The organism is Nonomuraea sp. NBC_00507, assembly GCF_036013525.1.
In the GTDB taxonomy this organism is placed as follows: Bacteria; Actinomycetota; Actinomycetes; order Streptosporangiales; family Streptosporangiaceae; genus Nonomuraea.
Window position 1 is genome coordinate 4,268,638 of record NZ_CP107853.1, and the last position, 17,724, is coordinate 4,286,361.

19 protein-coding genes are annotated in these 17,724 nt (G+C 70.8%); 14 read left to right on the top strand and 5 right to left on the bottom strand.

The features are described 5' to 3' along the window. Positions 1-28 precede the first annotated feature (28 nt). Positions 29-235, bottom strand: coding sequence for a hypothetical protein (locus tag OHA25_RS21220; protein ID WP_305916624.1), 207 nt, complete (start codon positions 233-235; stop codon positions 29-31). Between the two features lie 56 nt (positions 236-291). Here OHA25_RS21220 and OHA25_RS21225 point away from each other — a divergent pair, with 56 nt between their 5' ends. Further along, entirely contained in the window at positions 292-1,497 is a 1,206-nt protein-coding gene (locus OHA25_RS21225; protein ID WP_327589242.1) for an MFS transporter, read from the top strand. 11 nt (positions 1,498-1,508) lie between these two features. Here the strand turns inward: OHA25_RS21225 and cofC are convergent, their stop codons facing one another. After that, positions 1,509-2,147 (bottom strand): 2-phospho-L-lactate guanylyltransferase, encoded by a 639-nt coding sequence (gene cofC, locus OHA25_RS21230; RefSeq protein ID WP_327589243.1) that lies wholly within the window; start codon positions 2,145-2,147, stop codon positions 1,509-1,511. Positions 2,148-2,443: 296 nt separating this feature from the next. Between cofC and OHA25_RS21235 the strand changes: the two genes are divergently transcribed. From OHA25_RS21235 to OHA25_RS21245, 3 genes are read left to right on the top strand one after another with little or no spacing between them, the layout of a single operon-like run. Beyond that, a complete protein-coding gene (locus OHA25_RS21235; protein WP_327589244.1) occupies positions 2,444-3,154 on the top strand; it encodes a lysophospholipid acyltransferase family protein in 711 nt (236 codons plus the stop codon). Positions 3,155-3,158: 4 nt separating this feature from the next. After that, positions 3,159-4,169, top strand: a complete 1,011-nt coding sequence (locus OHA25_RS21240) for an NAD(P)H-dependent glycerol-3-phosphate dehydrogenase (protein ID WP_327589245.1) — start codon at positions 3,159-3,161, stop codon at positions 4,167-4,169. Between the two features lie 60 nt (positions 4,170-4,229). After that, positions 4,230-5,324 (top strand): D-alanine--D-alanine ligase family protein, encoded by a 1,095-nt coding sequence (locus OHA25_RS21245; protein ID WP_305916619.1) that lies wholly within the window; start codon positions 4,230-4,232, stop codon positions 5,322-5,324. Here the strand turns inward: OHA25_RS21245 and OHA25_RS21250 are convergent. Beyond that, positions 5,307-5,738, bottom strand: a complete 432-nt coding sequence (locus OHA25_RS21250; RefSeq protein WP_327589246.1) for a DUF3515 domain-containing protein — start codon at positions 5,736-5,738, stop codon at positions 5,307-5,309. The genes OHA25_RS21245 and OHA25_RS21250 overlap by 18 nt on opposite strands. A gap of 13 nt (positions 5,739-5,751) precedes the next feature. Continuing rightward, positions 5,752-5,985: an Lrp/AsnC family transcriptional regulator gene (locus OHA25_RS21255; RefSeq protein WP_327589247.1), complete on the bottom strand. Its 234-nt coding sequence runs from the start codon at positions 5,983-5,985 to the stop codon at positions 5,752-5,754. A 47-nt stretch (positions 5,986-6,032) separates the two neighbouring features. On the opposite strand from OHA25_RS21255, the gene OHA25_RS21260 reads away from it, so the two are divergent. The 3 genes from OHA25_RS21260 to thiD all read left to right on the top strand — a co-directional run bounded on the left by OHA25_RS21260 (position 6,033) and on the right by thiD (position 9,981). Further along, positions 6,033-7,001, top strand: a complete 969-nt coding sequence (locus OHA25_RS21260; protein ID WP_327589248.1) for a thiamine-phosphate kinase — start codon at positions 6,033-6,035, stop codon at positions 6,999-7,001. 1,181 nt (positions 7,002-8,182) lie between these two features. Then, on the top strand, positions 8,183-9,169 hold the full coding sequence (locus tag OHA25_RS21265; protein ID WP_327589249.1) for a hypothetical protein: 987 nt from the start codon (positions 8,183-8,185) through the stop codon (positions 9,167-9,169). Positions 9,170-9,177: 8 nt separating this feature from the next. After that, positions 9,178-9,981: a bifunctional hydroxymethylpyrimidine kinase/phosphomethylpyrimidine kinase gene (gene thiD, locus OHA25_RS21270; RefSeq protein ID WP_327589250.1), complete on the top strand. Its 804-nt coding sequence runs from the start codon at positions 9,178-9,180 to the stop codon at positions 9,979-9,981. 174 nt (positions 9,982-10,155) lie between these two features. Here thiD and rpmB read toward each other — a convergent pair whose 3' ends face one another. Continuing rightward, the gene (gene rpmB, locus OHA25_RS21275) at positions 10,156-10,341 is read right to left on the bottom strand and encodes a 50S ribosomal protein L28 (protein ID WP_049556934.1); all 186 of its coding nucleotides are present in this window, start codon (positions 10,339-10,341) and stop codon (positions 10,156-10,158) included. A gap of 285 nt (positions 10,342-10,626) precedes the next feature. Between rpmB and OHA25_RS21280 the strand changes: the two genes are divergently transcribed. The 7 genes from OHA25_RS21280 (at position 10,627) to rnc (ending at position 17,711) form a co-directional block, all read left to right on the top strand. Further along, entirely contained in the window at positions 10,627-12,171 is a 1,545-nt protein-coding gene (locus tag OHA25_RS21280) for a DAK2 domain-containing protein (RefSeq protein WP_327589251.1), read from the top strand. Positions 12,172-12,220: 49 nt separating this feature from the next. After that, positions 12,221-14,413 carry an ATP-dependent DNA helicase RecG gene (recG, locus tag OHA25_RS21285; protein ID WP_327589252.1) on the top strand — a complete coding sequence of 731 codons (2,193 nt, stop codon included), beginning with the start codon at positions 12,221-12,223 and terminating at the stop codon, positions 14,411-14,413. Positions 14,414-14,914: 501 nt separating this feature from the next. After that, positions 14,915-15,481 carry a 16S rRNA (guanine(966)-N(2))-methyltransferase RsmD gene (rsmD, locus tag OHA25_RS21290; protein ID WP_327589253.1) on the top strand — a complete coding sequence of 189 codons (567 nt, stop codon included), beginning with the start codon at positions 14,915-14,917 and terminating at the stop codon, positions 15,479-15,481. A gap of 14 nt (positions 15,482-15,495) precedes the next feature. Continuing rightward, positions 15,496-15,972 (top strand): pantetheine-phosphate adenylyltransferase, encoded by a 477-nt coding sequence (gene coaD / locus OHA25_RS21295; RefSeq protein ID WP_327589254.1) that lies wholly within the window; start codon positions 15,496-15,498, stop codon positions 15,970-15,972. Positions 15,973-16,044: 72 nt separating this feature from the next. Continuing rightward, a complete protein-coding gene (locus tag OHA25_RS21300) occupies positions 16,045-16,596 on the top strand; it encodes a YceD family protein (protein WP_327589255.1) in 552 nt (183 codons plus the stop codon). A gap of 1 nt (position 16,597) precedes the next feature. Beyond that, positions 16,598-16,777: a 50S ribosomal protein L32 gene (gene rpmF / locus OHA25_RS21305; RefSeq protein ID WP_033409409.1), complete on the top strand. Its 180-nt coding sequence runs from the start codon at positions 16,598-16,600 to the stop codon at positions 16,775-16,777. Positions 16,778-16,991: 214 nt separating this feature from the next. Beyond that, on the top strand, positions 16,992-17,711 hold the full coding sequence (gene rnc / locus OHA25_RS21310; RefSeq protein WP_442942201.1) for a ribonuclease III: 720 nt from the start codon (positions 16,992-16,994) through the stop codon (positions 17,709-17,711). Positions 17,712-17,724: the final 13 nt, after the last annotated feature.

Here is a 17,724-nt window from a genome sequence, read left to right on the forward strand (position 1 = left end):
ATTTCCGGGACCGGCTACGGCCGGGGACCTACGGGTTCGGGACCGGGAACGTCGAGAGCGTGATGTAGGTGATCTCGTCGCCCGACATCGCCAGATTCACCCGCTGCCCCGAGCGCAGCAGCCGCAGCGGGCCCGCGTCGAAGGCCGACGTGCCGAACTCCAGCACGGTCCCGTCGTCCAGGAAGACCGTGCCCGACCGCGTGGCCTCGTCAAAGGTGCGTACCGTCGCCTGCACGCAGACCAGCCTAAAGCGTTTGCCCCGGACCGGCGAGCACGCGAGGATCGCCGAGTATGCGGGGCGACTTCCGGCGGTTCACCTGGGCCAACGGCGTCACCCAACTGGGCACGCAGGTCACGGTCGTCGCACTGCCGCTGACCGCCCTGCTCGCGCTGGAGGCCGGAGGCTTCGAGCTGGGCCTGCTGTCGGCCGCCCAGATGGTGGCGTTCCTGGTGATCGGGCTGCCGGCCGGCGTCTGGGTGGACCGGGCACGCCGCCGTCCGATCCTCGTCTGGGCCGACCTCGCCAGAGGCGTCGCGCTGCTGACCGTCCCCGCCGCCGCCTGGCTGGGCGTGCTCACGTTGCCGCACCTGTACGCCGTCGCGCTGGTGCTGGGCGTGGGCACGGTGTTCTTCGACGTGGCGCAGATGAGCTTCCTCCCGGCGATCGTTCCCAAGGAGGGGCTCGAACGCGCCAACGGCCGGTTGGAGGTCACCAGGCAGATGTCCGTGCTGGTGGGGCCTGGGCTGGGCGGCTGGCTGGTCACCGCGCTGACGGCGCCGTTCGCCCTGCTCGCCGACGCGCTCGGCTACGTCGTGTCGGGGCTCCTGCTCGCCGGGGTGCGGGCCCAGGGGAGGCGGGGACCGGCAGAGGAGCGCGGGCGGGGGTGGCGATCGGAGGTCGCCGAGGGGATCGCCTTCGTCGTCCGGGACCCCGTGCTGCGCCGGATCGCCATCGGTGGGGCGCTCACCAGGCTTGGGCTCGGCGCCGGCGCGGTCGGCTCTCCGCTGTATCTGGTGGCGGAGCTGGGCGTCGGCGCCACCGCCTACGGTCTCCTGCTGTCGGCCTCCGCCGTCGGCGCCCTGGCCGGCGCGCCGCTGGCGGCCCGGCTGGCGGCCAGGTGGGGAGTCGGCCCGACCCTCTATGGTTCCGCCCTGGCGACGATGGCGCTCTACCTGCCGGCCCTGGCCACCGGACCGGGATGGCGACTGCTGACCTTCCCCGTCTTCTCGGCCCTGGCCGGCGCCGCCGCAGTGGTGTTCAACATCGCCCAGCTCAGCCACCGCCAGCGCATCACCCCCGAACGCCTGCTCGGCCGGGTCAACGCCAGTATGCGCTTCCTCATGTGGGGCGCGATGCCCCTGGGCGGGCTCGCCGGAGGCGCGCTGGGGGAGTGGCTCGGCGGGTACGCGGCCTTCGCCGCGGGCATCGCCGGGGTCGCCCTGTCGTATCTCGCCGTCGTCCTGGCTCCGGGGATCACCCGCGCGGCCGCTCGATGACGGCCTCAGGTTCAGGGCGACTCGGGCCACAGCCGGGCGACCACGGCGGCCGTGTGGGGCCCCAGCCCTAGCGCGACGGCCGCGCGCAGGTCGTCGGGCGTGTCCACGTCGCGCCTGACCGAGTCGATGCCCGGCACGGACAGTTCCTTCGCCCCACCGGCCAGGTGCTTGGCCCGCGACTCCCCGCCGAATCGCGGCGAGAAGGCCACACCGGGACGTACCCCGTAGAAGGTCGTGCCGACGTCGAGCGCGTCCGGCACGAAGGACTGGTCGAACTCGGCCGCCGCCGCCAGCGCCACCTCCAGCTCGGCCGGCCGCAGGGCGGGCAGGTCCGCCTGGAGCGCGCCGACCGCGTCGGCAGACGCCACGCGTGCGGCGTGGGCGGCGCCCGTACGCAGCGCGGTGTTCAGGCCCCGGTCGGGGTCGGGCACCACGTCGGCGCCCAGCGCCGCCAGCGGTCCTGCGGCGGCCGGGTCGGCCGTCACCACGATCACCCGTGCCACCGGCGGGCAGGCGAGCGCCGCCGCGACGGTGTCACTGGCCACGGCCACGGCGAACTCGGTGCGATGCGGGCCCGTCGCCGCCGCCAGCCGAGTCTTCGCCGCGACCAGCGTCTTCACCGGGATCACCAGCGACCATCGGATGTTCATAGGGTGGAACCGTTTCTCATAGTCGCTACGAAACCTAAGGCTCTGCCACGATCTCTTCGTGGCTCTGTTGGTTCAACAAACTGACCACGCTGTCTGCGCGGGTGTTGCGGCGATTACGCTAACGCGGGATCGGCCGAGGGGCTGATGGACACGCCTGTGGGAGGCCGCCCCCGCCACGGTCCCGCCTGCCCGATTTGCCGGAAATACTTAGGTGGGCACACAGAATCGCAGCGCTTAAGCATCGCGCCCCCCGCGGCCAACCGGGAGACTTGGGGCGCAGACCGGAGGAGGAAACCATGAGCCGCCCCACGCGACCATCGCGTTTCTGGGAAACCCTGGCAGTGATCATCGTGAAACCGCTGTCCCGGCTCCTGGTCAAGCGGGATTGGCGGCACGGCGAGCGCATCCCCCGCACCGGTGGCGTGATCATCGCGACGAACCACCTCTCCTGGGCGGACCCGGTCCTGCTGTCCCACTTCCTCTACAACAACGGGCGCTGGCCGGTCATCCTCGCCAAGTCGGCCCTGTTCAAGGTGCCCTTCCTGGGCAAGGCGGTGACGGGCCTGCTGGCCATCCCGGTCGATCGCGGCAGCAGCGAGGCGGCCAGGTCGCTGCGCGCCTCGGCCCAGCGGCTCGACGACGGGTGCGCGATCCTGTTCTACCCCGAGGGCACCTGCACCCGTGATCCCAACCTGTGGCCCATGGTGGGCAAGACGGGCGCGGCCCGGCTGGCGCTGGAGAGCGGCGCCCCGGTCATCCCGGTGGCCCATTGGGGGGCGCAGGAGCTGCTGCCGTACGGGGAGAAGAAGCCGAGGTTGTTCCCGCGCAAGACGTTCCGCGTGACGGTGGGCCCGCCGGTGGATCTGTCGAAGTACGCGGGCCAGCCGCTGCAGGCCGGCGTGCTGCGCGAGGCGACGGCTGACATCATGGCGGCGATCACCGAGCAGCTGGCCGAGCTGCGTGGCGGAAAGGGCCCCGAGACGCCGTATGATCCGGCTGGGCGGTGATGGCATGACAAAGGTGGCCGTGTTCGGCACGGGCTCGTGGGGGACCACGTTCGCCATGATCCTGGCGGAGGCGGGCAACGAGGTCACGCTGTGGGGCCGCAGGCGGGAGCTGACCGAGGCGATCGACCGTACCCACACGAATCCGGACTACCTGCCCGGCATCCCCCTGCCCGAGTCGCTGCGGGCCACCACCGACCCGGCGCGTGCGCTGGACGGGGCGGAGTTCGTGGTGCTGGCCGTGCCGTCACAGCAGCTCCGGCCCAACCTGGCCCGCTGGCGCGAGCACCTCCCTCCGGGCGCGATCCTGGTCAGCCTGATGAAGGGCATCGAGCTCGGCACGACCAAGCGCATGAGCGAGGTGATCCGCGAGGTCGCCGAGGTGCCGGAGGAGCGGGTCGCGGTGATCTCGGGTCCCAATCTCGCCCTGGAGATCGCCCAGCGCCAGCCCGCCGCGACGGTCGCCGCCTGCACGGACCTGTCCGTGGCCGAACGGCTGCAGGCGATCTGCCACCTGCCTCCGTGGTTTCGCCCTTACACCAACCCCGATGTGGTCGGCGTCGAGCTCGGCGGCGCGGTGAAGAACGTCATCGCGCTGGCCGTGGGTGTCTCCGCGGGCATGGGCATGGGCGACAACGTCAGTGCCATGCTCATCACCAGAGGGCTGGCCGAGATCTCCCGCCTGGGCGCCGCGCTGGGGGCCGACCCGCACACGTTCTCGGGGCTCGCCGGGATGGGTGACCTGGTCGCCACCTGCACCTCGCCGCTGTCGCGCAACCGCACGTTCGGCGAAAACCTGGGCCGCGGCATGACGCTGGCGGAGGTGATCGCCGCCACCAAGCAGACCGCCGAGGGCGTCAAGTCCTGCGAGTCGGTGCTGGCGCTGGCCAGGAAACACGACGTGGAGATGCCGATCACCGAGGTCGTCGTCGGCGTCGTGCACGACGGCATGTCCCCGGCAGAGGCGGGGATGCTGCTCATGTCGCGATCGCCCAAGCCGGAGCGATATGGCCTCTGATCTGTGCTCGCGGCGTGCTTGGCTCGCTGTCCTGCGGACACCCCGGTAGATTCGGACACCATGAGCAAGCCACGCGTCGCCGTCGTTTTCGGAGGTCGCAATTCCGAGCATGCCGTGTCCCTGATGGGCGCGGGCAGCGTGCTGGATGTGATCGACAGGAGCAAATATGAGGTGATCCCGATCGGGATCGCCCAGGACGGCAGGTGGGTGCTGGCCGCCTCCGACCAGCGCTTCGCCATCGAGGGCGGCGAGCTGCCGGTCGTCGACAGCTCGGGCGCGGCGCTGGCGCTGCCGTCCGGCGGCCCCTCGCTGGTGGCGTACGACCCGGGCAGCATCCCCGTGGAGCTCGGCTCGGTCGACGTGGTGTTCCCCGTGATGCACGGGCCGTTCGCCGAGGACGGGACGATCCAGGGGCTGCTGGAGATGGCCGGGGTGCGATACGTCGGCTCCGGCGTGCTGGCCAGCGCGGTCGGCATGGACAAGGCCCACATGAAGACCGTGATGGCCGCGGCAGGGCTGCCGACCGGCCCCTACGTGGTCGTGCGTGACCGGGACTGGCGGACCAACCGCGAGCTCGTGCTGAAGGAGGCGGAGGAGCTCGGCTGGCCGGTGTTCGTCAAGCCCGCCAGGGCCGGCTCCTCGCAGGGCATCTCCAAGGCGCACGACCGGGAGCAGTTGGCGGAGGCCGTCGAGTTCGCCAGGCAGCACGACCCCAAGGTGCTCATCGAGGCCGCGATCGAGGGGCGGGAGATCGAGTGCGCGGTGCTGGAGTCGTTCGGTGACGAGCCCGCGGCTGCGTCGCTGCCCGGCGAGGTGAAGGTCGAGGGCGGGCAGGAGTTCTTCGACTTCGAGGCGAAGTACTACCCCGACCAGATGTCGCTGACCGTGCCCGCCGACCTCCCGGCGGAGACGGCCGAGGAGCTGCGGGCCATGGCCGTGCGGGCGTTCGAGGCGCTCGACTGCGAAGGGCTCGCACGGGTGGACTTCTTCTACACGCCGGACGGCAAGCTGGTCTTCAACGAGATCAACACGATGCCGGGATTCACGTCGCTGTCGGTGGCGCCTCAGCTCTGGGCCGCGACGGGGATGCCCTACCCGGCGCTGGTGGATCGGCTCATCCAGCTCGCGCTGTCCCGGTCAGCGGGTCTGCGGTGAGATCTGGGCGATCGGCTTCGACAGGTCAGCGAGCACCTCGGCGGCGGTGTGCTCGCCGCCGACCGTGACCTCCACATACGCGGAGTCGGTCACGGCGGTGAACAACGCGGGCTTTTCCGGATCGGGGAACCAGCCGACGCCGTCGATCTCCTGCAGTTGGTCGGTGGGCGCCATCCTGACCGGCCGGGGCACGCCACAACGCAGGGCGATGACACCGTCGCCCCAGACGGCCACGTACGGCGACTCCGGCGTGGACGTGCTGCGCGGCGCCCCGTCGAGCGTCTGGGGCAGGAGTGTCGCCAGCTTGTCGCAGGCAGCCGCCGCCTGGCCCTGCGGCGCGGGCGGCTCGACCTGCACGGTGCCGCCGCAACCAGCGAGTGCTAGGAGAACGAGCAGGACGGCGGCGGCACGCATGCGACGACTACCCTCAGATGTGAACGATCGGACACGTAAGAGTACGCGTGATCCCGTCCACCGCCTGAATCTGCGCCACGACGAGTTTGCCCAGTTCGTCGACGTTGCGGGCCTCCGCGCGGACGATCACGTCGTAGGGGCCCGTCACGTCTTCAGCCTGAGTGACCCCGGGGATCTCGGAAATCTCGTGAGCCACCGCAGCGGCCTTGCCGACCTCGGTCTGAATAAGGATGTAGGCCTGCACCATTGCGTCCTCCCAGGCGATTGGATCACGCCGAAGGGCCACCGTACCCTGTGTGCGTCAGGAGGTGCGTCATCACAGTCGGAGATCTCGGCGAATTCGGAGCGATAAATCGTATTACCGGACGTCTGCCCCAGGGCGCGGCAGTGATGCTGGGCCCGGGTGACGACGCCGCGGTGATCGGTGCGCCTGACGGGCGCGTGGCGGTGTCCACGGATCTGCTGATCGAGGGTAGGCACTTTCGCCGGGACTGGTCCAGTGGTTATGACGTGGGTCGCAAGGCCGCCGCGCAGAACCTCGCGGACGTGGTCGCCATGGGGGCGACGCCCACGTGCATCGTGGTCGGGCTCGGGATGCCGGCGGACCTGCCGGTGGCGTGGCTGGACGCGCTGACCGACGGGATCCGCGACGAGTGCGCCGTGGTCGGCGCAAGCGTGGCCGGCGGCGACATCACCCGCTGTGACCTGGTGGTCCTTGGGGTGACCGCGCTGGGGGACCTGGGCGGGCGGCCACCGGTCACCCGTGCCGGTGCGGCGCCGGGGCAGGTTGTGGCGGTCTCGGGACGGCTCGGGTACGCCGCCGCCGGGTGGGCGCTGCTCGACGCCGGCGCGCCGGTGGACTCCGCCGCACTCCAGGAGGTCGTGGCCGCGCATCGGCGGCCGCATCCCCCGTACGCGGAGGGTCCGCGGGCGGCGGAGCTGGGCGCGACCGCGATGCTCGACGTCAGCGACGGGCTGCTGCAGGACCTCGGCCACGTCGCCAAGGCCAGCGGGGTGCGGGTGGAGCTGGATCCGCAGGCGTTCGCGATCGGGGAGCCGGTGGCCGCGGCGGCCAAAGAACTCGGGGTCGATCCGCTGGAGTGGGTGCTCACGGGGGGCGAGGATCACGCCCTCGCGGCCGTGTTCCCCCAAGGGGTGCCGCTGCCGGCGTCGTGGCATGTCGTGGGCCGGGTGGTCGAGGGTGACGGCGTACTGGTCTATGGGCGTGAGATTGGACACGGCGGGTGGGATCACTTTCGGTAACGATCTGTCCCGATTTAAGTGATAATTGCCCGATTTGTGGTATGACTAGTGGGATTGCTGTGACAACGGCGTATCAAAGGTGTTATGAAGATTGGCGGCCACTGTAACCGGCAGAAAGGGCAGCCATGGGCCGCCACGGCACAGGTGGATCCGACGACGGGGATGAATGGGGGAGCGGCAGCGCATTCTGGGGTCCTGACGAGCAGGACGAGCCGCCTGGTTGGCCGTCACTGCCGGACCGGCCCGAGGTGACGGGGCAGTGGGCCCCGATGCCGCGGAGGGAAGGCGAGCCGCCGGCGCGCGGGGCGCAGCCCGAGCCGTTCGAGACCACCGGCGCCTTCGCGCAGCCGCCGAGCCCGTATGACGAGCAGGCCGGGCCTTTCGAGACGACGGGCGCGTTCACCCGCCCGCCGGAGTGGGACTCGCCTCCCGACCGCCGCGGCCCTGGCGCCCCGAATGAGTCGAGCTTCCCAGGTGGTCCCAGTCCTTCAAACGTTCCAGGCCCTTTCCCCACTCCGGGGCCGGCAGGCTCTTTCGGCACTCCAGGGGCGGCAGGCGGCGCCGGTGGCGCGGGGCCGGTCGGCGGTTTCAACGCCCCCCACGGCCCCGACGTCTTCGACGGTCCCGCTACCGGAGCCTTCGATCGCCCCGGCGGGCCCCACGGGCCCAGGCCAGGCGATGGCCCTGGCGGCTTCGGCGCGCCGGGCCCCGGACGTCCAGGAGCCTTCGACGGCCCGGCGGATCGACCGGGCGCTTTCAACACGCCCGGGGGCGGGACCGGCCCCTTCGATGGACCAGCCAACGCAACCGGCCCCTTCGGCGGCCAGGGACCCTTCGGCAGCCCAGGACCCTTCGGCAGCCCAGGGCCCTTCGACGGCCCGGACCGCCGCAACGATTTCTTCGACGGCCCACGTGGCCACAGTGGTCACAATGGCCCCTTTGACGGCAGGGACGGTGGCAACGGTCCCTTCGGCGGGCCGGATGGCGGCGACCGTCCCTTCGGCGGGCCGGATGGCGGCGACCGTCCCTTCGGCAGGCCGGATAGCGGCGACGGCGCGTTCGATGGACCTGACGGCCGCGATGGCGCCTTTGGCGGGCCCGCGGATCGTACGGCCAGGTTCGATCGGACCCCGGGCTTCGGGGCCGTAGCCGGCGATCCGCCCGAGCCGGGCGACATCAAGGTGGCCGGCGAGCCGACGGCCGTGCAGGCCCCGGCCTGGGCGGAGACCGAGACCGGGTTCCTGGGCTCCGGCTGGTCGGCTGACTCCGGCCCGGACGAGCCGGACGAGCACAAGGGCCGGCGCGGCCGCCGCAAGGGCGGTCGTGGTGGTGGCCGTGGCGACGACGAGGTGCTCGTCCCCGCCTCCGGAGCCGGCAAGGGCCGGGTGGCGCTGCTGTCGGTGGCGGCCGTGGCCGTCGTGCTCGGCGGCACCGTGGCCGGCGTCAAACTCATGAGCTCCTCCGGTGCCCCCGCCAAATGCGAGGGCACCACGTGTGCGGCCGCACAGACCACGAGCGGCCAACCGGGCCCCGCGGTCTCCGACCCCGCCCCGGAGGAGACCGAGACCGAGGAGGAGCCGGTCGAGGAGGAGACCACGCCCTCCGAGACCCCGACGCCGACGGCCTCGTACGTCCCCCGTACGCCGCGGCGCACCACCTCGGCCAAGCCGACGCCGACCAAGACCAGGGTGAAGAAAACCACCACGCCCACGCCCACGCCGACACAGTCGTCGGAGACGCCCGTTGAGGATGGCGTGACCGTTTCGCCCAGTGAGGACCCGTCGGCGCTGGACGAGGGCGGCACGGCGACCGTCAGCGCCACGCCGCAGCCCACTGCCGATGCGGGGACGTTCAACTCCGGCGGCAGCGCAGGCGCGCTGAACGTCAAGCAGACGATCAGCCAGCGCCTGACCACCTACAGAGTCGACATGACGCTCTCGAACACCTCACAGGAGAAGCTGGACAACCCCACGGTCTCCGTGCCCGTCGAGGGCCAGGTGCTGAGCGTGAGCGGCGCCGAGTGGACGCAGGACGGCGACCTGCTGATCCTGGACCTGTCGGGGTCGCTGGCGGTGGGTGACTCGGCCAAGGTCTCGTTCACCGCCACAGGGCGCGGCCAGGAGGCCCAGGCCTGCGGCATGGTGGGCGGGGAGTGCGTAGTTAGCTGAATGGTTGGATGGGGGACATGACGGTTTCGACCCCTCCACGCGTGCTGACCGTCGCCGGCTCCGACTCAGGGGGCGGCGCGGGCATCCAAGCCGATCTGAAGACCATGCTGGCCATGGGCGTCCACGGCATGAGCGTCATCGCGGCCGTGACCGCGCAGAACTCGCTCGGTGTCCAGGGCTACTGGGAGCTGCCGCCCGAAGCCGTGCGGGCGCAGCTCGACTCGGTGCTCGGCGACATCGGCGCCCAGGCGGTCAAGACCGGCATGCTGGCCTCTCCGGCGCTGGTCGAGCTCGTGGCGGACGTGCTGGGCGGCTATGCCGCGCCGGTGGTGGTCGATCCCGTCGGGGTGTCGAAGCACGGCGACCCGCTGCTGGCGCCCGAGGCCGTCGAGACGGTGCGGACCCGGCTCCTGCCTGTGGCCACCGTGGCCACGCCGAACCTGTGGGAGGTGGAGCAGCTCACCTCGGTCAAGGTCGAGGACGAGGATGGGCTCCGGCGGGCGGCGGACGCCGTACTGGAGCTGGGGCCCACGTGGGCGCTGATCAAGGGCGGCCACCTGCCCGGCGCGCCCGTGGACCTGCTCACGGACGGCACGAGCGAATACCGCTTCGCCGCCGAACGCCTCGACAACCGCCACACCCACGGCACGGGCTGCACGCTGGCCTCGGCCATCGCCTCCCGGCTCGCGCTGGGCGACGATGTGCCCGCGGCGGTGGGAAAGGCGAAGGAGTACGTGACCGGTGCGATCGCCCGCGGATTCCCCCTGGGCGCCGGCATCGGCCCGGTGGACCACGCCTGGCACTGGCGCTGACCTGCATGGGGCGCCGCGGGTCGGGGCGTCACTGACGCTGACCCGCATGAGGCGCCCCGGGGCCGGGGCGCCTCTGAGCTGAGCATGACCGGGCTGTGGGCGTTTGGTCTGGGGACGAAAAACGCGCAAGCCCGCAACTCCCTCAGGAGCGACGGGCTTGCGCGAAAGTGTGGACTAGCGGGTGACCTTGCCCGCCTTGATGCACGAGGTGCACACGTTCAGCTTCTTCGGCGTGCCGCCGATGACCGCGCGAACCGTCTGGATGTTGGGGTTCCAACGACGGCGGGTGCGGCGGTGCGAGTGGGACACATTGTTGCCGAAGGTCGGGCCCTTGCGGCAGACATCGCAGACGGAAGCCACGGTATCGCTCCTTAAAACAGTCGATGTAGCCCTGTCCGCTGATGCTTTCCGGGCGGAGGGCATGCCGGGACAACCGGCCAGCCAGACGAGAATATCCGATCCATACCGTTGGGCGCGAACCGGAGCGCTGGACCGAGTGCTGACGCACACTCCACTTGGCCCCTGCGCAGAGATATTCTCCTCCAACAACAGTAGCGCATTCGGGCCGGCCGGCCAGCCGGGATGCGGTCGGCCGGGGTCGGTTGGTCGGGGTCGGTTGGTCGGGGACATAGTCGGAGGACGCAGATGAAGATCCTCGACCCGCCCGCGGTGCGCCGCTGGGCCCGCCTGGCGGCCGACGCCCTGGGCCGGGCCAGGACGGAGATCGACGCCCTCAACGTGTTCCCGGTCGCCGACGGCGACACCGGCACCAACCTGCACCTGACCCTGTTGTCCGCGGCCGAGGCCGTCGAGTCGCTGCCCGATGACGTGGACGCGGCCGTGGTGTGGCAGACGCTCTCGTACGGCGCCTTGGTCGGGGCCCGGGGCAACTCCGGCGTGATCGTCAGCCAGGCGCTGCGCGGTCTCGCCGAGGTGCTGAAGGACGGCCACGACCTGCGAGCCGGGCTGCTCAGGGCCGCCGTGCTGGCCAGGGAGGCGGTGGCCAGGCCGGTCGAGGGCACGGTGCTGAGCGTGCTGGAGTCCGCCGCGCGGGCCGTACAGGATGTGGACGGGGACCTGCACGAGGTGGCGCGGCAGGCGGCGGGGGAGGCGCGGGCGGCGCTCGGACGTACTCCGGATCAGCTCGACGTGCTGGCCCGCAGCGGCGTCGTGGACGCGGGCGGCGCAGGCGCGGCGATCGTGCTGGAGACCCTGGCCGCAGTGATCACTGACTCGTACGCCGACCACTACGACGTGCCCCCGCCCACCACGCGGGTGGCGCCGATGACCGAGGTCGGGGCGGGCTATGAGGTGATGTACCTGCTGGACGCCGACGACCGGGCGGTGGCCCGGCTGCGTGAAGAGCTCGACGCCATGGGCGACTCGCTCGTCGTGGTAGGCGGCGAAGGGCTGTGGAACGTGCACGTCCACGTGGCCGAGGCCGGTCCCGCCGTCGAGGCCGGGTTGCGGGCGGGACGGCCGCACCGGATCAAGATCACCTACCTGGCCGAGCGCACCCATCGCGGCAGCGCCGGCAGGGGCGTGGTGGCGGTGGCCGCCGGAGAAGGGATCGCGGCGTTGTTCGAGGAGTGCGGGGCCGTCGTCGTACGCCGCGCGCCCGGCGCCCGGCCCGCGCTCCCCGCCCTGCTGGCCGCGATCAGGCAGGCCGGCAGCGAGGTCGCGGTCCTGCCGAACGACGACGGCGTCGGCTCCGTCGCCGCCGCGGCGGCCGAGATCGCCCGCGAGGACGGCGTCACCGTCAGCGTGCTGCCCACCAAGGCGACCGTACAGGGGCTCGCGGCGCTGGCCGTGCACGATCCGCTGCGCCGCTTCGACGACGATGTGGTGGCGATGACCGACGCGGCGAGCCAGACCAGGTACGGGCACGTGACGGTGGCCGACAGGGAGGCCTTCACAAGCGCCGGGGTGTGCCGTCCCGGCGACGTGCTGGGCATGATCGAGGGCGACGTGGCGCTGATCGGCGGCACGCTGGAGCGGGTGGCCACGATGATCGTGGACAGGATGGTGGCCGGCGGCGGCGAGCTGGTGACGCTGGTGACGGGTGCCGAGGCGCCCGCGGGCCTGGCCGCCGGCATCGAGGAGCATCTGCGACATACCCGACCGGACGTGGACTTAGTGGTCTACGACGGCGAGCAGGGCGGCTACCCGCTGCTGATCGGTGTGGAGTAAACCGCGTGAACGGGATTCCTGTCGGCCGCAGGCGGTAGAACTTAATGCCGTGAGCCGTTTCGACGAGCCTCTGACGAAGGCGCTCGACCCGAAGACCGCCAAGCTGCTGCACAGCGTGCTCGGCCTGGAGACGGTCGGTGACCTGCTGCGCCACTATCCGCGCCGCTACGCCGAGCGCGGCGAGCTGACCGCGCTGGACGCGCTCGAGGTGGACGAGCACGTGACCGTGGTCGGCGAGGTGACCAGGCTCATGCGCAAGCCCATGCGCAACCGCGGCGGCACCTGGCTGGAGGTCGAGGTCGTCGACGGTGACGGCAACAAGATCTACCTGGCGTTCTTCGGCAAGGGCTCTCATGTGGCCGAGTCACGGCTGAAGCCGGGGCGGCGCGGCATGTTCGCGGGCAAGGTGGGGCTGTTCGGGGCGCGGGGCAGGCCGCGCTGGCAGCTCGCGCACCCGGAGTTCGAGCTGTTCGAGGAGAGCGAGGGGAGCGCGGAGGAGTTCGCGGCGGCGCCGGTGCCGATCTACCCGGCGGGCAAGGACCTGACACCGTGGGCGATCAGGCGCGCGGTCGGCATCGTGCTCGACACCCTCGGCCCGCTGGACGACCCGCTGCCCGCCGAGCTGCGGGTGCGCCAAAGCCTGCAGCCGCTGGCCGACGCGCTGGTGGGAATCCACCGCCCGAAAGATTTCGCCGAGGTGGGGCGGGCACGCAAACGGCTGAAGTTCGACGAGGCGTTTGTCTTGCAGGCCGTGCTGCTGCAACGCCGCCAGGCGGCCACCGCCTGGCCCGCCAAGCCGCGGCCCAGGCGGGGCGACGGGCTGCTGGCGGCGTTCGACGAGCGGCTGCCGTTCTCGCTGACGGAGGGGCAGGCGCAGGTGGGTGAGGAGATCGCCGACGACCTCGCGCGCGAGCACCCGATGCACCGGCTGCTGCAGGGCGAGGTCGGCGCGGGCAAGACGGTGGTGGCGCTGCGCGCGATGTTGCAGGTGGTCGACGCGGGCGGGCAGGCCGCGCTCCTGGCCCCCACGGAGGTGCTCGCGCAGCAGCACCACCGCTCGATCAGCACCATGCTGGGCGACCTGGCGCAGGGCGGCATGTTCGGGGGCACGGCGGTCACGCTGCTGACCGGCTCCATGGGCGCGGCCGCCCGGCGCTCCGCCCTCCTCGACGCCGCCTCGGGCACCGCCGGGATCGTCGTCGGCACGCACGCGCTGCTGCAGGAGCACGTGCAGTTCGCCGACCTTGGGCTGGTCGTGGTCGACGAGCAGCACCGCTTCGGGGTCGAGCAGCGCGACGCGTTGCGCGAGAAGGCGGGGGACGGCCGGCCGCATGTCCTGGTCATGACCGCCACCCCGATCCCCCGCACGGTCGCCATGACCGTCTTCGGCGACCTGGAGGTCTCGACGCTGTCCCAGCTTCCGTCGGGCCGCGCCCCCATCACCACGCACGTCGTGCCGGCCGCGGAGAAGCCCCACTACCTGGAGCGCACCTGGGAGCGGGTGCGTGAGGAGGTGGCGCTGGGGCGGCAGGCCTACATCGTGTGCCCGCGCATCGGCGACCTGGAGGGCGACGAGGGCGACATGGGGGTCGTCGCGTCAGGAGGCGCTTCGGGGGAGGACGAGCGCCGCCCGCCGCTGGCCGTCCTGGACGTGGCCGAGCTGCTGACCCAGGGGCCTTTCCACGATCTGCGCGTCGGCACCCTGCACGGCAAGCTGCCGCCCGAGGAGAAGGACGCAATCATGCGCTCCTTCACCCGCGGCGAGCTCGACGTCCTGGTGGCCACGACGGTCATCGAGGTGGGCGTCGACGTGCCCAACTCCTCCGTCATGATCATCATGGACGCCGACCGCTTCGGCGTCTCCCAGCTCCACCAGCTGCGTGGCCGAGTGGGCCGCGGCGGCCTGCCCGGCCTGTGCCTCCTGGTCTCCGACTTCCCCGAGGGCACCCCTGCCCGCCTCCGCCTGGACGCGGTGGCCGCCACCCTGGACGGCTTCGAGTTGTCCCGAGTGGACCTGGAACAACGACGTGAGGGCGACGTCCTGGGCGCGGCCCAGTCGGGCAAGCGCTCGTCACTGAAGCTGTTGCAACTCCTGCGCGACGAGGACGTCATCGCCACCGCCAGAGAGGAGGCTTCCGCCCTCCTGACCGAAGACCCGGACCTCACGACCCACGAGGAACTGAGAGCCGAGATCGACCGGCTACTGGAGGACGAACGAGCCGATTATCTGGAGAAGGCCTGACACTCGCGACGCGGCGCCGGATGCGGCAAAGCGCATGGCGCAGGACGGGCCACGCGGGGCGCCAATGCGGCGAGGAGGCGTGCGGTGGGGACCGGCGCGTGCGGCGATCAGATGGGAACCACGGAGCCCGGTCAAGATGGGCTCGCGTAACGGCGGGCCACCGGTGAAGGGATCAGAGGCTGTTTCCTGGAGGGCCCTCAGCCGAAGTAAGGCGAGTGGCGAACCACGACACCGCGTAAAAAAGAAAAGAAATGGCCCCCAGCCGCGGGGACGGCCTCCCCCCGAATGCCGTCCCCGGCTGGGCCCACCCTCGGGTCAGGTGCCGAGGGAACCGGCGTGCGGAAGGGCTCACGATCACGCCGGTCGACCTTCATGTGGGTCACCTTGAAGGCCGCAGACTCATCATGCGGGCCCGCCGCACCAATGTGAATCACCCTTGCGCACTTGAGGCAGACACTTGTCCACTCTTGACCTGCGTGAACATGCGAAAGAATGGGGCACATGACTCGGATCATCGCGGGGAGCGCGGGTGGGCGGCGGTTGACCGTCCCGCCGGGGCGCGGGACGAGACCGACCAGCGACAGGGCGCGAGAAGGGATCTTCTTGACGCTCGATTCACTGTACGGACTCCACGACGCCCGGGTCATGGACCTCTACGCCGGCTCGGGCGCGATCGGCCTGGAGGCGCTGTCACGCGGAGCCGCCGAGGCCGTGATGGTCGAGTCCGACCCCAAGGCCGTAAGGACGATCAAGGCCAACGTCCAGTCCCTGGGCCTCGATGGCGCCCACGTGGTGGCCGACAAGGTGATGCGGGTCCTGGCCAAGACTCCGGACGCCCCGTACGACATCGTCTTCGCCGACCCGCCCTACGCCGTCTCCGACGCCGAGGTGCTCGCGGTCCTGGAGCTGTTGCGTGACAACGGCTGGCTGGTCGAGGAGGGGTTGGTGGCGTTCGAGAGGGAAAGCAGGGGAAAGGTCCTGGTGTGGCCCGAAGGGTACGTTGAGGAGAGGGTCCGTCGCTATGGCGAAGCGTCTGTTTGGTACGGTCGCGCCGCCGGGAACCCGTAGACCTGGGAGGCGTCTTGCGCCGCGTAGTCTGCCCGGGGTCGTTCGACCCCATCACCAATGGCCACCTCGACATCATCGGCCGCTCGGCGCGCCTGTATGACGAGGTGACCGTGGCCGTGCTCATCAACGTCGAGAAGAGCAGCCTGTTCACGGTTGATGAACGCATCGAGATCCTGCAGACCGTGACCAAGGATTTCGACAACGTCAAGGTTCGGAAGTTCCACGGCCTGCTGGTGGACTTCTGCAAACAGAACGGCATCCCCGCCATCGTCAAGGGCATCAGGGTGGTCAGCGACTTCGACTACGAGTTGCAGATGGCCCAGCTCAACTACCGCCTGTCGGGGGTGGAGACGCTGTTCATGCCCACGAACCCCGAATACTCGTTCCTGTCCTCCAGCCGGGTGAAGGAGATCGCCCGGTATGGGGGGGACGTCTCGGGCCTGGTGCCGGATCTCGTTCACAAGCTGCTCATCGAGCGGCTCAGGGGCTGACTTCGACCTGCTATCCTTTCATTTCGGCCTTGTACGACGGCGATTCTTTTCGCCACGCCTAGCGAGAGCAGGATGACTCAGCACCTCGACCCCCGCTCCCCGTGGGTGATCTCCACTCATGACCTGGGTAAGCGGCCGGGCACGATGCGGCAGATGACTCTGACCCTCCCGGCACCGGCGGATCTCGGCGTCGACATGATCGGTGTCCCCAAGGACGCCGAAGTCGAGCTGGATCTCCGGCTCGAAGCAGTGATGGAAGGCGTGCTCGTGTCCGGCACGGCGCAGGCCCCGCTCGCCGGGGAGTGCGCGCGCTGCCTGGACCCGGTCTCCTCGGACATCGAGGTGGACCTGCAGGAGCTGTTCTTCTACTCCGACGAGGACGCCTCGGACGAGGATTCGCTGCTCGACGGTGAGCTGCTCGACCTCGAGCCGACGTTCCGCGACGCGGTGGTGCTCGCACTGCCGCTGAGCCCGGTGTGCCGCGAGGACTGCGAGGGGCTCTGCGTGGAGTGTGGGATCAAGCTGGCCGAGGCCGGCAGCGATCACCGGCACGAGAAGATCGACGCCCGCTGGGCGTCGTTGCAAGGTCTGGTTACCGACAAAGATAACGATCAGGAGAAGTGACGTGGCCGTCCCGAAGCGAAAGATGTCGCGGAGCAACACCCGCGCCCGTCGCTCCCAGTGGAAGACGACTGCCGTCGCCCTGGTGAGCTGCCCGCAGTGCCGTTCGCCGAAGCAGCCGCACATCGCGTGCCCCACCTGCGGCACCTACAACCGTCGTCAGGTCATCGAGCCGTCCGCCTGATCCGCAACAGTTGACGTGATGCCGACCGGGTGCCATTGTGCCTCGGTCGGCGTTACCGTCTCAGATGCGTACGGCGGCGGCTCGCCCGCGGCCGTGGTGGACGCCGGGGCTACGCGTTACCCCGACGCCCACCACGTTTTCGGGCATCTTCCGCAGTCGTCGCGCCATGTGAAGATGTCCGAGGAGGAAGCACGTGGGCGCAGGTCCTAAGCCGGTGGCCGTGGAGGTCGCCAGAGACGAGCTGGAGCGGGTTCTGTCGGTCGGTCTCGACCACGACATTCTCGAGCGGGCGCTGACGCACCGCTCCTACGCGTACGAGAACGGCGGCCTGCCCACCAACGAGCGCCTGGAGTTCCTGGGCGACTCGGTGCTGGGCCTGGTCGTCACCGACACCCTCTACCGCAACCACCCCGACCTGCCCGAGGGCCAGCTGGCGAAGCTGCGGGCGGCGGTGGTCAACATGCGCGCTCTCGCGGATGTGGCCCGCAACCTGGGCCTGGGCAAGTTCCTCCGGCTCGGCAGGGGCGAGGAGGGCACGGGCGGCCGCGACAAGTCGTCGATCCTGGCCGACACGCTGGAGGCCCTGATCGGCGCGATCTACGTCGACAAGGGGCTGGACGAGGCGTTCCGGGTCGTGCACGTGCTGTTCGATCCGCTGATCGTGCGCTCGGCCTCGCTCGGCGCCGGGCTCGACTGGAAGACCTCGCTGCAGGAGCTGACCGCCTCCGAGGCGCTCGGCGTGCCCGAATACCACGTCGAGGAGAGCGGCCCCGATCACGCCAAGTCGTTCACGGCCATGGTGCGGGTCGGCGGCGAGTCCTACGGCTCGGGCACCGGGCGCAGCAAGAAGGAGGCCGAGCAGCAGGCGGCCGAGGCGGCGTGGACCCGTATCAGGGCCCGGCGCGAGCAGCGGGAGAGCCAGCCGGCCGGCTGAGCCGATCAGCCGT